Source organism: Streptococcus mitis (genome assembly GCF_003942765.1).
Classification (GTDB): domain Bacteria; phylum Bacillota; class Bacilli; order Lactobacillales; family Streptococcaceae; genus Streptococcus; species Streptococcus mitis_BE.
The window spans coordinates 446,497-468,654 of sequence record NZ_RJNW01000001.1; the positions used below are offsets into that span (position 1 = coordinate 446,497).

Below are 22,158 nucleotides of genomic sequence, written 5' to 3' on the forward strand. Positions count from 1 at the left end.
AAACTTTTCTCTTTAGATTTTGTTTATTATTGATCACGGTCATAATAGAGTTGGTGAGCTTTAAGACGAGAGTCTAACAAATCTGGTATGGTTACAAAGTCATAACCTTGACCTTTCAAATAGTCAATGACCTTTGGTAAAGCATTGACTGTTTCAGCATGGATATCATGCATTAAGATAATCGAACCATTACGAACTTGACGTTGAATCTCTGTCAAAATTGCTGCTTCATTCTTACTCTTCCAATCCAGACTATCCACATCCCACATAATAAAACTCAAATCAAGGCTATTTCGAATGTCGTCTGTAATGGCTCCATAAGGCGGACGCATAAGTTTGGAACTAGAACCCAACACTTTAGTTAGCGCATCCTCAGTATCAGTAATTTGTTTTTTAGCTTCGTCAAGCGAAAGTTTTGAAAGCACTGGATGACTCCAACTATGGTTTCCAATAACATGGCCATCCGATTTCATGCGTTTCAAAATCTCTTCATTTCCAGAAACATTCTTACCTAAAACAAAGAAAGTTGCCTTGATCCCATACTTAGAAAGTGTATCTAATGCTTGATTTGTCGTTGCAGGATTTGGTCCATCATCAAAAGTTAGAGCTACCACTTTTTGGTTTTTCTTTTCATAATAAGCCTTATAAAGTTCGGCATCCTTGTCTAATAAATAAGAGGATTGTACTACATCAAAGAAACTAGATACTGGTAAGGCAATCTCATCTAGATTTTCAACTGACTGACTTGGATAAAGGATAATCTGACTATCCTTGTAATCAAAATTCCATGCAGACAAGTCTTGATCAGAAAAGCCTTTAACAACTTGATCAATCTTTTCTTGGTCCAATTTCTTATCCTGTAAGAAAGAGGTGATTTCTTTTAACAACTGCTCTTTGGCTTTACTAGGATCTGAAAATAATTGATCAAGTGTAAAAGGCTTACCATCTTCTGTCAAATGGACTTTTGCCAGACTAGTTTTTTCAGTCTCTTCAACTTTTGACGAAGTTAAATCATAGACTTGTTTCATCACACTTCGGTTAACAATCCCTTTTAAAGTCGAATCCTGTTTCTCCGTATAATAAAAAACTAGATTTTCCTTGTCTTCCAGATTTTCCTTAATATCCTGTGTCATGATTTCTTTTACAGATGAAATCACTTGCTCCCCTTGGAGAGGATAATAGGCAATTACTTCGGCTTGTCCCTTACGAAAATGATCTTTCTGATTTCCCTCACTCAATTGATCATCTTTCTCTTTTTTGAGCGTTTCAATCCTTTGTTCAAAACTTTGCTTTGTATATATTTTGTATCCAATCATTGAACCAAGGACACAAATACTTACTGAAAAGATAGCTACTAGGGCTATTAAACCGATTCTCTTTTTATCGTGCTCAACACGATTTGCTCTACTTTTATCCATAGAAATATCATATCAAATTCAGGCTATAATTTCAATGAGAAATAAGTACTATTACTCGTTTTGAACAAAAAAATAGGCTCCATAATATCTATAGGGGGATTTACCCACTACAAATATTATAGAGCCTTTTATTATGTTAGAAACGAATCGTCTCACGTGTTTTTTCGTATGAAGTGACAAAACGGTTGGTTACACCTGGTTCTGCAACTTCCAAAGCTTGCGAAATCTTATCAAATGAAGCATGATAATCAAATTCTTTTTCAAAAATTTCTAATGATTCATTAAAAGCTTCTTGAATTCGTTCATCAAATGAGCGGTAACGGTTCGAATACTGTAGCAATTGTTCTGTCAATGTTGCATATTGAACAATATTATATGTTTCTTCTTCAAGTGCTTCCATATCATTGGTTGTAATTTCAAGCATACGGTTCACAGCTTCGATATTGACCCGAGCTTCTTCTAGTTCAGCCATCAACTCTTCAGTATGGTTACTTGCTGTAAAGAACAACTGTAAGAAATTCTGAGGAATACCTGGAAGATTGCGTTTTTCCATATATCTCTTAATCGTGTGAAGACGATTAACATAAACATTTGCCTTCTGGCGAGCATTGATATCATCTTTTTCAATCTGAGCAAGACGTTGACTAACCGCAACTTGTTCATCTTCAATTTCCTTCAAAGTCGCTTGTAAGTTTTCCAAACGATCTTCAAGGAATGAATAAGGTTCAGAATGTTCCTCTTGTTCAGAAGTTAATTCCAATACAGATTCTTCTAAAGATTCTAACTCAGCTTGTAATCTATGAACATGACTAACATCCGTTTCAGATAGTAGGTAATTGTTACTCAATCGTTGAATATCTTCCACTAAAACAGCATTACTATCTTTCATGTGTTTCAAATATGTAGGAAGGGTTGCAACTAAGCCTTCTACTACTTTTTGAGCAGCAATTTCTCGTGTAAAGATATCATAGAGTGTATTGATTTCTTCTTGAACTTGAGTATTTTCATACTCAGCATTATCCAACTCTAATTGTGCAATATTTTCGTGGTTTTTCTTCAAAGCTTCATAAAGCAATTGGAAGCGAGATTCAATATCCGTTTCAGCAAAATGATAATTAGCATCTAAAAGTTTACGGTAACCGTCTTCCAAATCTTCCAATTGATCAGGTAGCTCTTTAGATAATGTTTTTACAATTGCTGGCAGGCGATCTACTATGTGACTCAAAGCCAAGATATGATTTTCAGCATTATCCAAAATCACAGCAGCTTCTACTGGATCACCTGAAGTGTTCAAAGTAACAAACTGAGAAAACTCTGATTGGATATTTTCCAATTGTTTTTCGATTTCAGATAAACCTTGCCCATATTCTTCAGAATGATCAGCCACTCGGTGTTGCAACTCTTCAAACAAGTCCAAGGTATGAAGAACACGTCCACTATTTTTAGACTCTTGTTTCTCCAAATCTGCCAAAGCATTGCGAATTGCCGCAATATCTTCTTCAATCAAGGTAATTTGACTCTCGATTTGGTCTATTTGATGACTGGCCTTGAAAAAACGGAATGAGTTGTTATAGCCTTCTGCTTCAAAAAGATTATTTTCGATATCAGCAAAAGAGTTAAGAGATAGGTCAACCCATTTTTGGTTCCACTCACGGAAAGTCACTTGACTTTGTCCAATCAAGTGCATATTTTTTACAGCTTCAACTTCATCGTTTACTGGAAGATTGTACAGCTCTTCTTTTTTCTCTTCTAAAATTGCTAATTTACTTTCATTTCGTTTTCTTACGTAGATTGCGATAGCATAGGCAATCACTAAGAAAACTGCAACTGCAATTGCAAGATACATTACTAGACTACCAGACATATTAAACTCCTTTTTTACTTGAAACAATCGTAATGATTATATCATATTTTTTAGACCAAGGGAACTACTTCTCCCGATTTTTTAGACATCAAGTGTACTATAGACGGCATTTTCTTCGATAAATTCACGACGAGGCTCTACTCGATCCCCCATCAACATATCAAAGATTTTATCTGCCTCAGCTGCGTCATCCACAGAAACTCTGGCCATCAAGCGATGCTCGGGATCCATTGTTGTTTCCCATAACTGATGATCGTCCATTTCACCCAGACCTTTATACCTCTGAATAGTTGGTTTGGCACGACCTTCACTGTGGCGGGCTAAGGCTTCTTGGAGTTTAATTTCTTGGTCTGCTCCTGGCTGGATATATTCTTTAATCTCGCTTCCAACCTTGACACCATAGATTGGGGGTTGGGCAATATAGACATAACCAGCTTCTAGAATTGGTTTCATATAACGATAAATCAAGGTTAAAAGAAGGGTACGAATGTGGGCTCCATCGACATCGGCATCGGTCATCAAAACGAGTTTTTGGTAACGGGCTTTTGAAACATCAAATTCTGCACCAAATCCTGTTCCCATCGCTGTGAAAAGACTTCTAATTTCTTCATTAGCAAGAATCTTATCCATACTTGCCTTTTCAACGTTCAAAATTTTACCACGAATCGGAAGGATTGCCTGAAATTCACGGTTACGACCAGATTTGGCTGACCCACCAGCTGAGTCTCCTTCGACGATGAAGAGTTCTGTTTCAGCAGGATTATTAGAAGAACAGTCTGCTAGTTTACCTGGAAGGTTGGAAATTTCCAAACCAGATTTTTTACGAGTGACTTCACGCGCACGCTTGGCAGCCACACGAGCCTTAGCAGCCAAAATCCCTTTTTCCACAATACGTTTTGCAATTTGAGGATTTTCCATAAGGAAATCAGAAAAGGCATCACTGAAGAGACGATTGGTAATTTTGACCACTTCGCTATTCCCCAGTTTGGTCTTGGTCTGTCCTTCAAACTGTGGATTTGGGTGTTTAACTGAGATAACTGCAGTTAATCCTTCGCGGACATCTTCCCCTGTTAGGTTGTCTTCATTGTCTTTCAGTAACTTATTCTTACGAGCATAATCGTTGATGACACGTGTCAAGGCTGTACGGAAACCTTGTTCATGCGTTCCACCTTCATGGGTGTGGATATTATTGGCGAAACTCATGACATTTTCATGGTAACCCGTTGTGTACTGCATGGCTACTTCAACTGTGATATCATCCATCTCACCGTCAGTATAGATTGGTGTATCAAAGATAACATCCTTGTTCTCATTGATATATTCAACGTAGCTAGCAATCCCACCTTCATAGTGGTAATGCTTAGTTTGTTCTAACCCCTCACGCTTATCTGTAATAGAGATTTGAAGACCACGATTTAGAAAGGCCAATTCTTGAATACGTTTATTTAATTTATCAAAGTCAAAAGTGGTTGTTTCAGTGAAAATTTCTGGGTCCGGTGTGAAGTGAACTGTTGTTCCAGTCTTATCCGTATCTCCAACCACCTCAAGATCTGCGACAACATGACCACGACGGTATTCTTGGTAATGAATCTTACCATTTTTGTGGACATGAACGTCTAATTGAGTTGAAAGGGCGTTAACAACTGAGGACCCTACTCCGTGAAGACCACCTGAAACCTTGTAGCCGCCACCGCCAAATTTTCCTCCAGCGTGAAGGACAGTAAAGACAGTCTCAACGGCAGGTCGACCTGTTTTTTCCTGAATATCGACTGGGATACCACGCCCATCATCGACAACAGTAATCGAATCATCTGGCTCAATAAAGACTTGAATATGGCTAGCAAATCCTGCCAAGGCCTCATCAATTGAGTTATCAACAATTTCCCAGACTAGATGGTGAAGACCTTCTTTTGAGGTCGATCCGATATACATCCCTGGACGCATACGAACAGCCTCTAAGCCCTCTAAAACTTGAATTTGACTGGCATCATAATCTTGTGCCTGCAGATTTTTAATTTCTTCTGTCATCTTATTCCTTTTTCTTACATGTCTAATACTTGTCTTAAATTCACGATACTGGTAAACAAGTGGGTAGCTAGTCCTGCAGCTTGACCTGCTTCGATATCAATCGGTCGATCACCAATGACAAGCCCTGAACTAATTTGATACTTTTCTCTTAAATAAATCATGGACTCAGGATCTGGTTTTCTCTTAAAGCCTGAGTTAGAAGTCACCACTTCTGTAAAATAAGCTGCTATAGAGGTTTTTTCTAAAATTTCCAAGACCTGATCATTTCGATGAGAAACCAAAAAATGACGGCCACCTTGATTTGAGATATCTTTCAATAAATCAGAAACTCCATCAAATAAAATCGGATGTTCTAGCTCTCTGGCTTCATTTTCCTTGTACTTTTCTAAAAAATTCTCTAAGTTGGGAGCGAATGTCTCAATCGCAAAATCAGTAGAAACCTTTAAAGCTTGATAGACACTATCATGGTCTTGTGTGATGCCATACAGAGCTAAAGTTTCAACAAATGCAGCTGTTGAAGTTTCGTAATTATCCAGTAAAGTTCCACCTAAATCCCAGATATAATCGTGATATTTCATACCCTTCATTATAGCATTTTTTTATGAAAAAAGCGATGATTTCCCTGAGTTTTCCACATAAAAAATGCTCTATGATATTTATATAGGATAAATTTCTTATAGATATTATGAAACCTATTTTCTTGTAGAAAAAAGCCCCATATAATCTATAATGAAAAGTAACCAAACCATCATTAGAGAGAATCATATGGAACAATTATATTTTAACACAAAACTACTTTATATTAAAAATCCTAATATCCAATTTATGGATGTTATTAATAAGGGGGGTAACTTCTCAAAGTAAGTTCCACTTGACTGGTATTGAGACTAGCTTTTCACTAATCTTGTCTTGAAATTTTAAAATAGATTATAAAACCTTACTCAAGAAGTCTTTAGTCCGCTGTTCTTGGGTTTGTTCAAAAATCTGTTCAGGTGTTCCGTCTTCAACAACCACACCGTCTGCCATAAAGATGACACGGTCTGCCACCTCACGAGCAAATCCCATTTCATGTGTTACGATAACCATGGTCATTCCTGACTTAGCTAAGTCTTGCATAACAGCCAACACCTCACCTACCATTTCAGGGTCCAGTGCTGAGGTTGGCTCATCAAAAAGCAAAACATCTGGCTCCATGGCCAACCCACGCGCGATGGCAATCCGCTGTTGCTGGCCACCTGACAAACTCTGTGGATAAGCAGTTGCCTTATCTGGTAAACCAACTTTTTCCAAAAGTTTCTGAGCTCTCTTCTCTGCAACTTCCTTACTTTCACCTTTGGTCTTGATAGGAGACAAGGTGATATTTTCCATCACAGTCATATTAGGAAAGAGATTAAATTGTTGGAAGACCATGCCCATCTTCTCACGCATAGCAAACAGGTCATTCTTCTTGTCCGTAATATCGACTCCCTCAAAGATAACCTTCCCCTTAGTTGCTTCTTCCAACAAATTCATAGAGCGAAGCAAGGTAGATTTTCCGCTCCCCGAAGGACCGATGATAACGACAACTTCTCCTCTTTTAATCTCGAGGTTGATGCCCTTCAATACTTCATTCTTTCCAAAGGATTTATGTAAATTTTCAATTTTTATCAAGGTTTCCGTCATTATTTCTTATCTCCTTGTCCCATACGTTTCTCAAAAGCTTTCAAGGCTACTGTCAAAATAGAAGTCATAATCAAGTAATAAAAGGCTGCAAATAAAAGTGGTGTTAAAGGTAGATAGGTTGTTGTAGAAACTGTTGTAGCTCCGTTCCACAACTCCATGACACCAATAGCTGATAAAAGAGAACTATCCTTGATAATGGTGATAAATTCGTTCCCCAATGCTGGCAAGATATTTTTGATTGCTTGTGGCAAAATCACATAGCGCATCGCATTTTTAGGACGAATCCCTAAAGAATAGGCCGCCTCTAACTGACCCTTAGGAACTGCATTAATCCCAGCACGAACAGTCTCTGAAACATAAGCACCACTGTTCATAGAGATAATCAAAATCCCTGGAATCAGACGAGAAAGATCAACACCCAAAATCCCAACCTGAATAGTCGGAGCATTGATGTGCATAAGGGCAAAGGCAATCATAATCTGAACCATCATCGGTGTCCCACGGAAAATCCAAACGTACAAGTTGGCGAGCCAAACAAGCGGTTTAAACTTTGAACGTTGCCCAAAAGCCAAGACAACACCCAAAATAGTTCCCAAAAAGACAACACAGATAGAAATGAGAACCGTCACGACAGCCCCATAGTTAAAATAAGGTAAATACTTAGGTAAAAAAGAAAAATTCATAGTCACACTGCTTTCTAAAATAGAATACTGTATGATTATAACATGGAATGAATTAAAATTCAAATCTTTTGTCTAATTTATTCAAAAAATCTTTAAGCTGGTAGAATTAGCGAGAAATCTTAGTTTTTTCTAGGCAAGTTGGCCTCCTTTATGGTAAAATAGTAACGATAAGAAATGAAGGAGAATCAAAATGGAATCACATTTGGTTAGAATCATCAACCGCCTTGAAGCAATGGCTAAAGACGGCGGAAATTTAAAACGTAATTTTGAACGCGAAGGAGTTGTTGTTGCAGAAGTTGCATACAGCCACGACGAAGAAAACGGCTCAATCTTTACCCTTCGTGATGTCGAAGCTCGCGAAACTTATACGTTTGACAGCATTGACTTGATTGCAATGGAGATTTACGAACTCCTTTACTAATACAAAACAAGCTGGGTTACACCCTGCATGTCTAACCAAAATCCTTTTTGTCTCACAAATAGGATTTTTTTATTCCCTAAAATCACAAAAATTTTCCTTGTAACAACTTCTCAAAGCTGCAATCTTTTTACTTGCTTTACACCCCAATCCTGTTATAATGAGAGTATAGAAATTTGACTATTTTTGACCTTTAAACAGGTCAGGCTAAAGAAAGAAATGAGGTAGATGTATGCTTTGTCAAAACTGTAAAATCAATGACTCAACAATTCATCTTTATACCAATCTTAACGGAAAGCAAAAACAAATTGACCTTTGTCAAAACTGCTATAAGATTATCAAGACGGATCCTAACAATAGCCTCTTTAAAGGTATGACGGATCTGAACAATCGTGACTTTGATCCCTTTGGTGATTTCTTCAATGACCTAAACAATTTTAGACCTTCTAACAACACTCCTCCGACTCCCCCAACCCAATCAGGTGGAGGTTACGGTGGAAACGGCGGTTATGGTTCCCAAAATCGTGGACCTGCTCAAACTCCTCCACCAAGCCAAGAAAAAGGCCTGCTGGAAGAATTTGGTATCAACGTAACTGAAATTGCCCGTCGTGGAGATATAGATCCCGTTATTGGACGCGATGATGAGATTATCCGTGTCATTGAGATTCTCAATCGCAGAACCAAGAATAATCCTGTTCTTATCGGTGAACCAGGTGTCGGGAAAACTGCCGTTGTCGAAGGTCTAGCTCAGAAAATCGTTGATGGCGATGTTCCACATAAACTACAAGGTAAACAAGTCATCCGTCTGGATGTGGTTAGCCTAGTTCAAGGAACGGGTATTCGTGGACAATTTGAAGAACGCATGCAAAAGCTCATGGAAGAAATTCGCAAACGTGAGGATATTATCCTCTTTATCGATGAAATCCATGAAATTGTCGGTGCGGGATCTGCGGGCGATGGCAATATGGATGCAGGAAATATCCTCAAGCCAGCCCTTGCTCGTGGTGAACTGCAACTGGTCGGTGCAACTACCCTCAATGAATACCGCATCATTGAAAAAGATGCTGCCCTAGAACGCCGTATGCAGCCTGTTAAGGTCGATGAACCAACAGTGGACGAAACAATCACAATCCTCAAAGGTATTCAAAAGAAATACGAAGACTACCACCACGTTCAATATACCGATGCTGCGATTGAAGCAGCTGCAACTCTTTCCAATCGCTACATCCAAGATCGCTTCTTGCCTGACAAGGCCATCGACCTCCTAGATGAAGCGGGTTCTAAGATGAACTTGACCTTGAATTTCGTGGATCCTAAAGTAATCGATCAGCGCTTGATTGAAGCTGAAAATCTTAAATCTCAAGCTACACGAGAAGAAGATTTTGAGAAGGCCGCCTACTTCCGTGACCAGATTGCCAAGTATAAGGAAATGCAAAAGAAAAAGGTCACAGACCAGGATACTCCTATCATCAGTGAAAAAACCATTGAGCATATTATCGAGCAGAAAACCAATATCCCTGTTGGTGATTTGAAAGAGAAAGAACAATCTCAACTCATCCATCTAGCTGAAGACCTCAAGTCTCATGTTATTGGCCAAGACGATGCTGTCGATAAGATTGCCAAGGCTATTCGCCGGAATCGTGTCGGTCTCGGTACGCCTAACCGTCCAATTGGAAGCTTCCTCTTTGTCGGACCAACTGGTGTCGGTAAAACAGAACTTTCCAAACAACTAGCTATCGAACTCTTTGGTTCTGCTGACAGTATGATTCGCTTCGATATGAGTGAATATATGGAAAAACACAGCGTGGCTAAGTTGGTCGGCGCCCCTCCAGGTTATGTTGGCTACGATGAGGCTGGGCAATTAACTGAAAAAGTTCGTCGCAATCCATATTCCCTCATCCTTCTCGATGAAGTCGAAAAAGCTCACCCAGATGTTATGCATATGTTCCTCCAGGTCTTGGACGATGGTCGTTTGACAGATGGGCAAGGACGCACCGTTAGCTTCAAGGATGCCATCATCATCATGACTTCAAATGCCGGGACTGGTAAAGCCGAAGCCAGCGTTGGTTTTGGAGCTGCTAGAGAAGGACGTACCAATTCTGTTCTCGGTGAACTCGGTAACTTCTTTAGCCCAGAGTTTATGAACCGTTTTGATGGTATTATCGAATTTAAGGCTCTCAGCAAGGACAACCTCCTTCAGATTGTCGAGCTTATGCTAGCAGACGTTAACAAGCGCCTTTCTAGCAACAACATTCATTTGGATGTAACTGACAAGGTTAAGGAAAAATTGGTTGACCTCGGCTATGATCCAAAAATGGGGGCGCGCCCACTTCGTCGTACTATTCAAGACTATATTGAAGACGCAATCACTGACTACTACCTTGAAAATCCAAGCGAAAAAAACCTCAAGGCAGTGATGACCAGCAAGGGCAACATTCAAATTAAGTCTGCCAAAAAAGCTGAAGTAAAAACTTCTGAAAAAGAAGTATAAATCCTACAGAAAAGGAGTAGAAAATGAAAATTTTCTGCTCCTTTTTATTAAAATAACTATAAATTCTTGACAGCTCGGTCTTTGTCCATTAAGATAATAATAAAGATAATAAATAATGAGGAAAATCCAATGGCAAACCCAACTTTCGGAGAAAAGAAAGCAAATACAGACTATGTTTCACGCTATGGCGTATATGCAGTTATCCCTGATGCTGAACAAAAACAAATTGTTCTTGTTCAAGCACCTAATGGTGCTTGGTTCCTACCAGGTGGTGAAATTGAAGCAGGTGAAAATCATCAAGAAGCCCTAAAGCGTGAATTGATTGAAGAGCTTGGCTTTACAGCTGAAATTGGTACCTATTACGGACAAGCTGACGAATATTTCTATTCTCGTCACCGTGACACCTACTACTACAATCCAGCCTACCTCTATGAAGCGATTTCTTTCAAAGAAGTGCAAAAGCCACTAGAAGACTTTAATCATATTGCCTGGTTCCCTATTGATGAGGCTATTGAAAACCTCAAACGTGGTAGCCATAAATGGGCTATCGAATCTTGGAAAAAACAGCATAAGATTGGCTAAATCAAGCTACTTTATTCAAAAAGTGCTATAATAGAATTAGAAAATCGGAGGAAATGTTATGAAGCTTATCAATACAACAAACTCACACTCGCAACTTGTAAAAAGCCAGCTAGAAAGTACAGATGCAACCCTTGTTGAAGTTTATTCTGCAGGTAATACAGATGTTATTTTTACCCAAGCTCCGCTTCACTATGAAATCCTCATCTCAAACAAACACCGCGCTATTCGCGAACCTGAAATCGAAGCTATTCAAGAATTTTTCTTGAAACGTAAAATTGATAAGGACTCTATTGATGAAGCCAATATCAAAACCCTCTATTCAGAAAAATTAATTGGAATTTCGATTCCAACCAAATAAAATCTTGGAGAGATTAGAAAGTGCTTTAAACCTTATGGAACAAAATTGGGTTTATTTAGCTTTTTAAATCATCTCCAATTTTTTATCTTGAAATCCTATCATACACAATTTTATAGGTAACAAAGGAGACAAGCATGGGAGACATGATATATCGAGAGGCAAGACTTGAAGAATACGAAAAAATTGGAAAACTATTAGCTAATTCTTTTCTTGACTATCCCTTTTTAACGATTATAAGGGATGATTTGAAGAAACCTGACTCCTATCCTGCTTTTGTAGAAACATTGCAAATTCTGCTTACTAGAGTCTATATTAAAAAAGGAAACTGTTTGGTTGCGGAACAAGATGGAGAATTACTTGCAGTTGCCCTTTTGCAACAAAAGGATTTCTGTATACTATCCTATCTACGAAATGGTGGGACAAACATTTTTCGCTACATTCGACCACAAAATCTCCTTAAATACTTTGACTTTGTAAAACGTTCCAAAAAGCATTTAGAACAATCAGGGGAGTTTGATTGGTATTTGATGGCTTTAGCTGTCAATATAGAAAGTAAGGGGCGGGGAATAGGCAGTACTTTTCTGACACAAGGGATTGAACCTTATGTCAAATCAAAAGGCTGTAAACACTTGGGACTCATAACTAGTACAGCTAGAAATACCTCATTCTACAAAAAAAACGATTATGTATTACTGGACTATATGGACTTAAAATACGGGGCAAAATCAATTGGTAACTGGGCATTTTTAAAAACAATGAATAAATTATAACAGGCCAGCAATTTACAAATCCTATTTAAATAAGGATAACTTATATTTATAAAAACCAACGTTCAAAACGTTGGTTTTCTTATCTATTTGACTGCTTCTTTCAAAGTATCTACCTTATCCAAACGTTCCCATGGAAGGTCAATATCTGTACGTCCCATGTGTCCATAAGCCGCTGTTTGACGGTAAATTGGACGCTTGAGGTCTAGCATTTGGATTATCCCTGCAGGGCGAAGATCAAAGATTTGACGAGCTGCTTTTTCAAGCTTGCTTTCAGCTACTGTTCCTGTACCAAAGGTATCGATACGAACAGAAACAGGTTGCGCAACACCGATAGCGTAGGCCAGTTGCACTTCTGCCTTCTTAGCAAGACCTGCTGCAACGATATTCTTGGCAATGTAGCGAGCCGCATATGACGCAGAACGGTCCACCTTAGTCGCATCTTTACCAGAGAAAGCACCACCGCCGTGACGAGAGTAGCCACCATATGTATCTACGATAATCTTACGACCAGTCAAACCTGAGTCCCCTTGAGGTCCACCGATTACAAAACGACCAGTAGGATTGATGAAGAATTTTGTTTGCTCATCCAAGTAAGAGGCTGGAATAACCTCTTTAATGACCTTGTTAATCACATCATTATGAATTTGTTCGTTGCTGACTTCTGGATCGTGCTGAGTTGAAATAACAACTGTGTCCACACGTACTGGACGGTCATTTTCATCATACTCAACAGTAACTTGTGATTTAGCATCTGGGCGAAGATAGCTGATTTCCCCAGACTTACGAAGTTCTGACAGACGACGAACCAATTTATGACTGAGTGAGATTGGCAATGGCATGAGCTCTTCTGTTTCATCCACTGCAAATCCAAACATGAGCCCTTGGTCACCAGCGCCAATCAGGTCAAGCGGATCTTGGTCTGCATTCCCACGAACCTCCAAGGCTTCGTTAACACCTTGAGCAATGTCAGGAGATTGTTCCACCAAAGATGGATGTACTCCTACAGTCTCAGCAGAAAAACCATATTCTGTATTGGTGTAGCCAATCTCTGCAATAGTGTCACGAACCACACGGTTAATATCCACATAAGCATTTGTAGATATTTCACCAAAAACATGGACGGAACCAGTATATACAGCTGTCTCAGCAGCAACGTGCGCCTCTGGATCCTTAGCTAAAATAGCATCCAAAATCGCATCTGAAATTTGGTCTGCAATCTTATCCGGATGCCCCTCAGATACAGATTCAGACGTGAATAATTTACGTTCTGACATAAAAATGTCCCCCCTTAAAAATAGTGTTATAGAGTTACAAAGTACTGATAGGTATTTCTATAGTCTAAGAGTTACGACGCGAAAGAAATAAAAACGATACTTTTTTATTTCTGAAGCTAGTAAGGCGCATAGGGTGACCGCATTATAGCGGCAACCGTATGGAGCCGTCAGTCTTTGCAAATTACAAAGTACTGATAGGAAAACTCTTCGCGATAAATGCCTACCATCTTATCGGGACTATATAACTCTATCATTATACCATTTTTTAGCGCAATTTGCAGTCTTTAATGTAGTGTTTCTGTTTAGATAGTTCGTTCTCATAAATAAAAAAAAATTGGAGCTCAGTACTCCAACCTTTTTAATTAAAATGTTTGGCGTTTTGCTTTACGCTCTGCACGACCGCGAGCACGATTTTCAGCGCGCTTGGTCTTACGACGTTTTTCATCAACCGCCCATTTAATTTTTTTCTTATAACCTGGTTTGACTTTTTTCTTTTTCTTTTTAACCAAACCAATCATTTCGATATCAAGTTTATCTTGTTTTTTCTCACGGTTGGCACGACGATCACGGTCATAAGTATCTTGAAATTCCCCGTCTTTGACCATCTTAGGAGTAAACTTGATTCCCAATTTCTCCAACTCACGGATATCTGAGTCATCACTTGGCTGATAAAGGGTAATAGCAGTACCTGGTAGGCCATTTCGTCCAGTACGACCAACTCGGTGCACAAAGAAAGATAAATCTTGCGGAATGGCATCATTGATAACATGGCTGACACCTTCAATATCAATTCCACGCGCGGCCAAATCCGTTGCGACAATATACTCAAAATCCAAATTTTTCACCTGGTTCATGATACGTTTGCGCTCACGAGGGGCAATATCTCCATGGATTTTTGCCACCTTCAAGCCTTGAGCAGTCAGATATGAATGTAATTCATCAGCACGCGTTTTAGTGTTAACAAAAATCATTGCCAAATACGGTTGCATCAACTGAGTCAACTGGTAAATTTGAGCATTCTTATCACGTCCCTTAGTAGAAATCAACCAATTATCAATAGTATCAGAAATAACCGTTTTGGTCTTGATTTTCTCCATAACAGGATTTGATAAGTATTTTTTCAAGAATGGTTGCAGTTTTTGTGGGATAGTCGCTGAGAAGACCATGAATTGCAGGTCTTTTGGAAGGCTGCCAGCAATCCTATCAACAGTTTCTAAGAATCCCATATCCAAGGTCATATCTGCCTCATCGACCACAAAGGTCTTAGCCTTGTGAATAGCTAGGTCACCAGATTTAACTAAGTCATAAATACGGCCAGGTGTTCCGATAACAATATGAGGCTGGTTACTTGCCAATTTGTCAATCTGGCGAGCCTTATCTGTACCACCCACGTAATTAACCACACGAACTTCCACTTCTGAGTGGGCTGCAATCTGACGAGCTGCTTGGTAAATCTGAGTAGCCAACTCACGGCTCGGTGCAGTAATGACTGCTTGAACACTATCGCTGGCTTCATCTAATTGCTGGAAAATCGGCAATAGGAAAGTGTGAGTCTTACCTGAACCTGTTTTTGATTCTCCAACCAAATCTCGGCCTGCCAGGACAATGGGAATCAACTTATCTTGTACCTCTGTTGGAGTTGTAAATTTCAACTCCTCCAAGGCTTCTCTAATATAGTTTTTAAATTGAAATTTCGTAAATGACATAATACCCTCGATTCTATCTATCCTATCAATTATACCACATTTTATTCCATTTCAGTAGTCTCACTTATTTAGGCTATTTCCAGTAGCTTTTCTAATCAGAAAAAGGCTGGAATGTTATAGTTCCAACCTCTTTTCAGTTATTATTTCCAGTTTAACATAGCATTCAAGCCATAGTGATCACTCACTTGTGGATTCTTATTACCATCAAATACGACATGTAAATTTTCCACCGCTAACTCTTTGGTAGTAAAGACATAATCGATTCGAAGGGGTTCAGTGTTCCCTTTCCAGCCATCAATTTCTGGTGGAACAGTATAGCTACCGCTTTTCTCTTGAGCAACTTCAAAAGCGTCTTGTAAACCTAATGGACTAGCTAAAATAGCTTGGTAGCCTTCCTGACCAGCTGGGTTGTTGAAATCTCCAGCCAGCAAAAGTGGCTTGTTCAATTCTTTCAAGACAGCCTCAAATCGCGCCCATTCTTCTTGGAAACCTTTATCCCACCAAGAAAGGTGGACACTGGCAACTGCAAGTTCCTTACCATCTACTACCGTTTCAGCCACGGCAACACGGCGAGTATGATAGTCTGTTGGATCATCCACATCTGAAACTAAAATTTCTCTGGCTTCAATAGGTGTTTTAGACAAGATAGCCACACCTTCGTGGTAGCGATCATAACCGATATGGTTATAGGCCCAAGTCCAGTAGTAATTTTTCCCTTGCTCAGACAACTTTTCAACCAAGAGTCTAACATAGTGATCTTGGTGAATAGACTCAGCTGCTGGCAAAGCTTGATAAAGGTCATTAACCTCCACCTCTGGCGAAGTAATCTCCTGATTGATTTCTTGGAAACAAATCAAATCATAGTCTTTATCAAGAATATCTTCAAGCAAAAGCTGGAATTTTTCCTCAGCTTCTTTTTCCATCCAGCTATGAGTATTGAGTGTTAAAAATTTCATGCTTTTCTCCCAAAACAAGAGGTTGGAAAACAGCTTCCAACCTCAAGTATATTACAATTCTACTTTAGCAACTGCTGTTTTAGCTGCAAGAGAACCTGTTTTTTCTAATTTAACTGATTTAATAGCTTCAGCATTTGTGAAGACAACCACTGTAGAAGTTTCACGACCTGCTGCACGGATAGCATCCAAGTCAGCTGTGACAAGAAGATCACCCGCTGCAACTTTTTGTCCTTCAGCAACATGAACTGTAAATGGTTTTCCTTCGAGACTTACTGTGTCCAAACCAATGTGAACCAATACTTCAAGTCCTGCTTCAGTCACAAGACCAAGAGCATGTTTTGTAGGGAAGATACTTGATACAGTACCTGAAACTGGAGATACAATGTTTCCATTTGCAGGTTCTACAGCAAATCCGTCACCCATCATTTTTTGAGCAAATACTGGATCTTTTACTTGTTCCAAAGCAACAACTTGTCCGTCAGCTACTGAGTAAACTTCCTCAGTAAGACCTTTGAATTGAACAGTGTTTTGTTGCGCTTCTGTCATTTGAGTTGGAAGAGTTTCAGGAATGATTTCACCTGAATCAAGGATATCTTGGATATCAGATTTCAATACGTCTGCTTTTGGACCGTAGATAGCTTGAACTCCTTGTCCTTTCATGACAAGACCCATAGCTCCTTCTGCTTTCCATTGTTCTGCATCACCGACTTTGTCAGCATCTTTTACAGTTACACGAAGACGAGTCATACATGCATCAACATCAACGATGTTTGCACGTCCACCAAGAAGGTTGATAATGTTTACAGCTTGAGAACCTGCTGCAACTTTCACTTCGCTGCTAGCTTCTTCTGAACCTTCAGCAGTTTCGTAATTTCCGTTACGTCCTGGAGTTGCGTAGTTGAATTTTTGAATCATGAAGTTTGCGATAAAGTACATGATTACGGCAAAGAGAACAGTTACCCAGATAAAGTTAACAATATCCATACCGATACCAGCGCTAATCGCAATAGGTGTACGAGTCAAGAACTCGATTGAACCGAATGAGTGCATACGTAGGTTCACGACGTCAGCCATAGCGAAGGCCGCACCTTGAACAAGTGAGTAAACAAGATACATAGGTGTTGCTACAAACATGAACATGTATTCGATTGGTTCAGTAACCCCTGTCAAGAATGTTGCAAGAGCTGTCGCAATCATCATACCTTTATATTGATGTTTCTTATCAGCATCAACATTACGGTAGATAGCCACGATCACACCCATCAAGATACCGAATGAACCGATCATTTGTCCAACTTTGAAACGAGCTGGGTGAACAGTATCTAACAATTGTTGGTAGTGACTTGCATCAGTACCTTTGAGGTTAACAAGGTCTGTTACCCATGCAAGCCATAGTGGGTCTTGACCAAATACTTGAGTACCTTTAGCTGCACCAGTTAAAATGTCATAAGTACCACCAAGAGCTGTGTAGTTCATTGGGATAGTCAACATATGGTGAAGACCAAATGGCAAGAGCAAACGTTCCAAAGTACCATACAAGAATGGTGCAAGGATTGGAGCAGTTTCTTGTGAGTTGGCAATCCAGATACCAAAGCTATTGATACCTGTTTGAACTACTGGCCAGAAGGCAGCAAGTAGAATTGCAGCGATTGCTGAACGAAGAATAACTACAAATGGTACAAAACGTTTCCCGTTGAAGAATGAAAGTGCATCAGGAAGTTTACGGAAGTTGTAGTATTTATTGTAAGCAGTTGCCCCTACAAAACCTGAGATAATCCCTACAAACACACCCATGTTCAATGCTGGAGCTTCAAGAACACTGATGAAGTAATCAGCAACTTTGATTGAACCACCAAAGAGAGTTGTGACCATAGCATCTGGATTTTTCAACATATCTCCTGATACACCAAAGATTGTACCAGTGATACGGTTAATCAAGATGAAGGCAAGACCAGCGGCGAAAGCACCACCAGCACGTTCTTTAGCCCAGCTTCCTCCAATTGCTAGGGCAAACAAAATGTGAAGGTTACCGATAACCCCCCAACCAATTTGCTCAAGAATTCCACCAGTAACTACAAGTGGTGCAAAAGTTGGGTTAATCATTACGATAGACTTACCGATTGAAATCATCAAACCAGCAGCCGGCATAACCGCGATAACCACCATCAAAGCCTTACCGAATTTTTGCCAAAACTCGAAAGACAAGACATTTTTGAATGTATCTTTCATCATTCAAATCTCCTTTATTTTTATTTAGGCAAACGTTTTACGAAAACGTTTGCACTTAACTATGTATTAATTATACCACTTTAATTTTTTTTGTAAAGGCTTTTATAAAAAAAAGTAGACTTTTTTCTAAAATTTTTGTAGAAAAAAAGGAGATATTAAAACCTCCTCAAATATACTTCTATTTTAGATTTTCAGGAATCGGCGCATTGAAATTCCTGATCCGATTGAACCGATAAAAACTCCAATCACAAATAATAGAGCAATCATCAGTGGACTGAATATTTCTGGTGATATCATCGAAAGGTTCTGACCAACCAATGACTTATTAACCGATTGGTAAACCATTTTATAGACAATAAATACCAAAACTGACGGAAGTGTTGCTCCAAGCAAACCAATGAAGGCACCTTCAAGCAAGAAAGGGCCGCGGATATAGCCATTCTTAGCACCTACTAAACGCATGATTTGAATTTCACGGCTTCGTGAAATGATGGTGATACGTATAGTATTAGAAATCAAGAACACTGCAATGAAAATCAATAATCCCGCGATAACTAGTCCCCAGACACGAATAAATGAGGCTAACTTAAACAAGCGTTCTGTATTAGCACCACCATCTTGAACTTCTGATACACCTTCGATTTTTTTAGCCTCTTCTGCTACTGTCTTTACATCACTTGGTGTATTGGTATCAACGATATATGCATCATAGAGAGGGTTGGCATCGCCTTCAAAGATTTTCCAGTTGTCCCCCATTGTTTCTGTCAACTTTTCATATTGTTCTTCTTTACTTGAAAACGTAACACTTTTAACGGTTGACATACCTTTCAAAGCATCATATACCTTATGGTAGTCGTTATTTGTAACAGTTTGACCTTCTTTTTCAATCGTCTCACTATTATCAGCTACGTCCTTACGAATGTATACCATTACTCGAACATTATTTTCAATATCTGTAGCTAGTTTAGCCGTATTAAAGATAACAGATGCAAATATTGCAACCAAGGTCAAAGTAATCATAACTGAACTGACAGCAGCTACTGTCATCCAGCCATTTCGTTTCAAACTTTTTAACGATTCAAATAAATGACGAAAAAATCTACTAATCATCGTATCCATATTCTCCTTTAGCTTCGTCACGAACGACACGGCCATTTTCAATGGCAATGACACGGTGGCGCAAGGTATTTACAATCTGACTGTTGTGGGTAGCCATCAAGACAGTTGTACCTTGGAGATTGATGCGTTCCAGCAAGTTCATAATTTCCCATGAATTATCTGGGTCCAAGTTTCCTGTTGGTTCGTCCGCAATCAATACTTTTGGATTGTTTACAATGGCACGTGCAATTGCAATCCGTTGCTGTTCTCCCCCTGAAAGTTCATTTGGGAAAGAACGAACCTTATGCTTCAATCCAACCAAGTCTAAAACTTCCATAACACGTTTTTTGATATTACGGCGGCTCTCACCAATAACTTCCATTGCATAAGCAATATTTTCATAAACGGTTTTCTTTGGTAACAGTTTATAATCTTGGAAGACAACCCCAACACTACGACGTAGGAGAGGGACATCTTTCTTTTTAATTTTAACCAGATTAAAACCAGCAACAGTTAAGCTTCCTTTTTCGATTTTTACTTCGCGGTACAAAGCTCTAATAAATGTTGATTTCCCAGCTCCTGACGGACCTACGATATAGGCAAATTCCCCGGGTTCAACAGTGACTGAGACACCTCGCAAAGCAGTCGTTCCGTTGTCGTATTTTTTGACGACATCTCTCATTTCAATGATTGACATGTGAGTTCCTTTCTATCTTAGCTGATTCGCCACTTGAGATAAGCATCGATAAAACCATCTAGGTCTCCATCCATAACCTTATCTACCTGCGCAACTTCAAAGCTAGTTCGATGATCTTTTACCATAGTATAAGGCGTGAAAACATAAGAACGGATTTGACTTCCCCATGTGATTTCCTTTTTCTCACCTTTGAGGGAATCAACTTCCGCAGCTTTCTTTTCTTGCTCCATTTGATAGAGCTTAGCCTGCAACATCTTCATGGCACGATCTCTATTTCCATACTGAGTACGATCGACTGTTGACTGGACAACAGTCCCAGTAGGAATGTGTGTCAAACGCACACCTGTTGAAACTTTATTGACGTTCTGTCCACCAGCACCACCTGAACGGAAAGTATCCATCTTGATATCATCTTCACGGATTTCCACTTCAATGGTATCATCCAACTCTGGCATCACTTCTACAGATGTGAAAGAGGTATGGCGACGTTTAGCAGAGTCAAATGGTGAAATTCGCACCAAACGGTGTACCCCCATTTCTGACTTGAGAAGGCCATAGGCATTAGGCCCTTCAAATGATAGGGTTACTGACTTAATACCAGCTTCATCTCCTGCTTGGTAATCCAAAACTTCTACTTTAAATCCTTTAGCATTTCCATAGCGAGTGTACATACGAAGTAACATATCCCCCCAGTCCTGAGCCTCTGTACCACCGGATCCTGGATGGATTTCCAAAATCGCATTATTATGGTCATAAGGTTCTGACAAGAGCAAGGTCATCTCATAACTAGTCATCATTTTATCGAGTTCTGATAACTGTGCAACCAATTCTTCATGCACCGACTCATCTTCAGCTAAAAAATCTAATAAAATTTCAACTTCATCCTGCAACTCTTCCATTTTATGGAAGGTATTGTAGGTATTTTTTAATTCATTTAATTCTTGCGACGTTTTTTGGGCCGCGATATTATCGTTCCAAAAATCAGGTTCTGTCATCTTGTTTTCCAAGATGGCAATCTCTTCCTCTAAACCTTCGAGGTCAAAGAGACCCCCTGAAAGAAGCTAATTTTTCACGATTTGCGTCAATTTTCTGACGAATTTCTGAAATGTCCATAAATACTCCTTCTTTATATCGTTTTATTATACCATAATCTATCATTTCTTTCCATCTTTTGCTCTACTCCCTTGTTACACGTAAAAAGAAGCCTTTCGGCTTCCATTCTTACAAAATTTTAGCAGAAGTTCGAGTAATCTCTTCTACTTGAATATTTTCTGCTTCAAATTTTTCTTTTAAGGCTGGTAAATCAATTGAACCATCGATTTGAACTTCGATAATCACCTTACCATCTTTACGCGGAATATTTACTGTATGGGAGATATTCAAATTTTCTTCTACAATTAGAGAAACAATTTTTCCAAGAACACCAACTTCATTTTCTGTTACAAAGCGAACACGAATCCCTTCTTCTCCATAACCAGCAATTTCAAGAAAGGCTTGGAAAACGTCACGGTCCGTAATAACCCCATAGACTTGATGATTATCTACTACAGGAAGAATACCAATCTTGTTTTTTAACATCAGATAAGTTGCATCCTCAAGACTCGCATAGCCTGAAACGGTGACAACATCGCGAATCATGACATCTTTTACTTTTGTCTTATTCAGAAGATAGTTCATCTCATAGATAGAAAGACTGGTTGCTTTTGATGGACTTGCTTGGGCAATGGTTCCCTCAGTTACCAAACCAACTAATTGATCATTTTCGATAACAGGCAAGCGGTGCAATCCTTGCTCTCTCATCAAATCTGCTGCATGAGATACTGTTGTATCTGGACTAATATACACTACCTTTCGGGTCATAAAATCTTTAACTGCCATGAGACTTCTCCTTTTCTATTCTTATCCCTATTATACAATCTTTTTG

At 39.2% G+C, this 22,158-nt stretch carries 19 protein-coding genes; 5 read left to right on the forward strand and 14 right to left on the reverse strand.

Translation table 11 applies throughout. The annotated features are described in order from the left end of the window. Positions 1 to 26: 26 nt before the first annotated feature. The 6 genes from pgdA to D8849_RS02410 form a co-directional block, all read right to left on the reverse strand. Positions 27 to 1,418, reverse strand: coding sequence for a peptidoglycan-N-acetylglucosamine deacetylase PgdA (gene pgdA / locus D8849_RS02380; protein ID WP_125386079.1), 1,392 nt, complete (start codon positions 1,416 to 1,418; stop codon positions 27 to 29). A 136-nt stretch (positions 1,419 to 1,554) separates the two neighbouring features. Then, positions 1,555 to 3,282: a septation ring formation regulator EzrA gene (gene ezrA, locus D8849_RS02385; protein WP_125386080.1), complete on the reverse strand. Its 1,728-nt coding sequence runs from the start codon at positions 3,280 to 3,282 to the stop codon at positions 1,555 to 1,557. Between the two features lie 81 nt (positions 3,283 to 3,363). Then, a complete protein-coding gene (gene gyrB / locus D8849_RS02390; protein ID WP_000134040.1) occupies positions 3,364 to 5,310 on the reverse strand; it encodes a DNA topoisomerase (ATP-hydrolyzing) subunit B in 1,947 nt (648 codons plus the stop codon). Between the two features lie 14 nt (positions 5,311 to 5,324). Further along, positions 5,325 to 5,888: an HAD family hydrolase gene (locus D8849_RS02395; protein ID WP_004239328.1), complete on the reverse strand. Its 564-nt coding sequence runs from the start codon at positions 5,886 to 5,888 to the stop codon at positions 5,325 to 5,327. A 349-nt stretch (positions 5,889 to 6,237) separates the two neighbouring features. Continuing rightward, positions 6,238 to 6,972: an amino acid ABC transporter ATP-binding protein gene (locus tag D8849_RS02405; protein WP_033681390.1), complete on the reverse strand. Its 735-nt coding sequence runs from the start codon at positions 6,970 to 6,972 to the stop codon at positions 6,238 to 6,240. Continuing rightward, positions 6,972 to 7,655, reverse strand: a complete 684-nt coding sequence (locus D8849_RS02410; RefSeq protein WP_001011642.1) for an amino acid ABC transporter permease — start codon at positions 7,653 to 7,655, stop codon at positions 6,972 to 6,974. Before D8849_RS02410 ends, D8849_RS02405 begins: the two co-directional genes overlap by 1 nt. Positions 7,656 to 7,845: 190 nt before the next feature. Between D8849_RS02410 and D8849_RS02415 the strand changes: the two genes are divergently transcribed. The 5 genes from D8849_RS02415 to D8849_RS02435 all read left to right on the forward strand — a co-directional run bounded on the left by D8849_RS02415 (position 7,846) and on the right by D8849_RS02435 (position 12,274). Then, a complete protein-coding gene (locus D8849_RS02415) occupies positions 7,846 to 8,076 on the forward strand; it encodes a DUF1797 family protein (RefSeq protein ID WP_000443570.1) in 231 nt (76 codons plus the stop codon). A 229-nt stretch (positions 8,077 to 8,305) separates the two neighbouring features. Next, positions 8,306 to 10,564 (forward strand): ATP-dependent Clp protease ATP-binding subunit, encoded by a 2,259-nt coding sequence (locus D8849_RS02420; protein WP_125386082.1) that lies wholly within the window; start codon positions 8,306 to 8,308, stop codon positions 10,562 to 10,564. Positions 10,565 to 10,693: 129 nt separating this feature from the next. Beyond that, a complete protein-coding gene (locus D8849_RS02425) occupies positions 10,694 to 11,146 on the forward strand; it encodes an NUDIX hydrolase (RefSeq protein ID WP_061589831.1) in 453 nt (150 codons plus the stop codon). Positions 11,147 to 11,204: 58 nt separating this feature from the next. Then, positions 11,205 to 11,504, forward strand: coding sequence for a DUF1827 family protein (locus D8849_RS02430; protein WP_000767189.1), 300 nt, complete (start codon positions 11,205 to 11,207; stop codon positions 11,502 to 11,504). Between the two features lie 134 nt (positions 11,505 to 11,638). After that, a complete protein-coding gene (locus D8849_RS02435; RefSeq protein WP_125386083.1) occupies positions 11,639 to 12,274 on the forward strand; it encodes a GNAT family N-acetyltransferase in 636 nt (211 codons plus the stop codon). Positions 12,275 to 12,357: 83 nt separating this feature from the next. Here the strand turns inward: D8849_RS02435 and metK are convergent, their stop codons facing one another. The 8 genes from metK to D8849_RS02485 form a co-directional block, all read right to left on the reverse strand. After that, the gene (gene metK / locus D8849_RS02440; RefSeq protein ID WP_033681393.1) at positions 12,358 to 13,548 is read right to left on the reverse strand and encodes a methionine adenosyltransferase; all 1,191 of its coding nucleotides are present in this window, start codon (positions 13,546 to 13,548) and stop codon (positions 12,358 to 12,360) included. 362 nt (positions 13,549 to 13,910) lie between these two features. Beyond that, positions 13,911 to 15,254, reverse strand: coding sequence for a DEAD/DEAH box helicase (locus D8849_RS02450; RefSeq protein WP_125386084.1), 1,344 nt, complete (start codon positions 15,252 to 15,254; stop codon positions 13,911 to 13,913). A gap of 140 nt (positions 15,255 to 15,394) precedes the next feature. Beyond that, a complete protein-coding gene (locus tag D8849_RS02455) occupies positions 15,395 to 16,210 on the reverse strand; it encodes an endonuclease/exonuclease/phosphatase family protein (RefSeq protein ID WP_125386085.1) in 816 nt (271 codons plus the stop codon). A 51-nt stretch (positions 16,211 to 16,261) separates the two neighbouring features. Then, a complete protein-coding gene (locus D8849_RS02460; protein WP_125386086.1) occupies positions 16,262 to 18,442 on the reverse strand; it encodes a PTS transporter subunit IIBC in 2,181 nt (726 codons plus the stop codon). A gap of 180 nt (positions 18,443 to 18,622) precedes the next feature. After that, on the reverse strand, positions 18,623 to 19,549 hold the full coding sequence (gene ftsX / locus D8849_RS02465; RefSeq protein ID WP_125386087.1) for a permease-like cell division protein FtsX: 927 nt from the start codon (positions 19,547 to 19,549) through the stop codon (positions 18,623 to 18,625). Then, on the reverse strand, positions 19,542 to 20,234 hold the full coding sequence (gene ftsE, locus D8849_RS02470) for a cell division ATP-binding protein FtsE (protein ID WP_004263501.1): 693 nt from the start codon (positions 20,232 to 20,234) through the stop codon (positions 19,542 to 19,544). The genes ftsX and ftsE overlap by 8 nt, the downstream gene beginning before the upstream one ends. A 17-nt stretch (positions 20,235 to 20,251) precedes the next feature. Next, a protein-coding gene (gene prfB / locus D8849_RS02475) for a peptide chain release factor 2 (protein WP_125386088.1) occupies positions 20,252 to 21,347 on the reverse strand; the annotation gives its coding sequence in 2 pieces (ribosomal slippage) (positions 20,252 to 21,274 and positions 21,276 to 21,347; 1,095 coding nt in all). Positions 21,348 to 21,455: 108 nt separating this feature from the next. Continuing rightward, entirely contained in the window at positions 21,456 to 22,112 is a 657-nt protein-coding gene (locus D8849_RS02485; RefSeq protein ID WP_004261575.1) for a CBS domain-containing protein, read from the reverse strand. Positions 22,113 to 22,158: the final 46 nt, after the last annotated feature.

Excerpts from the sequence above, each read along its gene's own strand:
- D8849_RS02415 (WP_000443570.1), top strand. The coding sequence starts at position 7,846 with ATGGAATCACATTTGGTTAGAATCATCAACCGCCTTGAAGCAATGGCT.
- pgdA (WP_125386079.1), bottom strand. The coding sequence starts at position 1,418 with ATGGATAAAAGTAGAGCAAATCGTGTTGAGCACGATAAAAAGAGAATC.
- gyrB (WP_000134040.1), bottom strand. The coding sequence starts at position 5,310 with ATGACAGAAGAAATTAAAAATCTGCAGGCACAAGATTATGATGCCAGT.
- D8849_RS02455 (WP_125386085.1), bottom strand. The coding sequence starts at position 16,210 with ATGAAATTTTTAACACTCAATACTCATAGCTGGATGGAAAAAGAAGCT.
- D8849_RS02450 (WP_125386084.1), bottom strand. The coding sequence starts at position 15,254 with ATGTCATTTACGAAATTTCAATTTAAAAACTATATTAGAGAAGCCTTG.
- ftsX (WP_125386087.1), bottom strand. The coding sequence starts at position 19,549 with ATGATTAGTAGATTTTTTCGTCATTTATTTGAATCGTTAAAAAGTTTG.
- ftsE (WP_004263501.1), bottom strand. The coding sequence starts at position 20,234 with ATGTCAATCATTGAAATGAGAGATGTCGTCAAAAAATACGACAACGGA.
- D8849_RS02430 (WP_000767189.1), top strand. The coding sequence starts at position 11,205 with ATGAAGCTTATCAATACAACAAACTCACACTCGCAACTTGTAAAAAGC.
- D8849_RS02460 (WP_125386086.1), bottom strand. The coding sequence starts at position 18,442 with ATGATGAAAGATACATTCAAAAATGTCTTGTCTTTCGAGTTTTGGCAA.
- D8849_RS02410 (WP_001011642.1), bottom strand. The coding sequence starts at position 7,655 with ATGAATTTTTCTTTTTTACCTAAGTATTTACCTTATTTTAACTATGGG.
- D8849_RS02420 (WP_125386082.1), top strand. The coding sequence starts at position 8,306 with ATGCTTTGTCAAAACTGTAAAATCAATGACTCAACAATTCATCTTTAT.
- D8849_RS02425 (WP_061589831.1), top strand. The coding sequence starts at position 10,694 with ATGGCAAACCCAACTTTCGGAGAAAAGAAAGCAAATACAGACTATGTT.
- D8849_RS02485 (WP_004261575.1), bottom strand. The coding sequence starts at position 22,112 with ATGGCAGTTAAAGATTTTATGACCCGAAAGGTAGTGTATATTAGTCCA.
- ezrA (WP_125386080.1), bottom strand. The coding sequence starts at position 3,282 with ATGTCTGGTAGTCTAGTAATGTATCTTGCAATTGCAGTTGCAGTTTTC.
- D8849_RS02395 (WP_004239328.1), bottom strand. The coding sequence starts at position 5,888 with ATGAAATATCACGATTATATCTGGGATTTAGGTGGAACTTTACTGGAT.
- D8849_RS02435 (WP_125386083.1), top strand. The coding sequence starts at position 11,639 with ATGGGAGACATGATATATCGAGAGGCAAGACTTGAAGAATACGAAAAA.
- D8849_RS02405 (WP_033681390.1), bottom strand. The coding sequence starts at position 6,972 with ATGACGGAAACCTTGATAAAAATTGAAAATTTACATAAATCCTTTGGA.
- metK (WP_033681393.1), bottom strand. The coding sequence starts at position 13,548 with ATGTCAGAACGTAAATTATTCACGTCTGAATCTGTATCTGAGGGGCAT.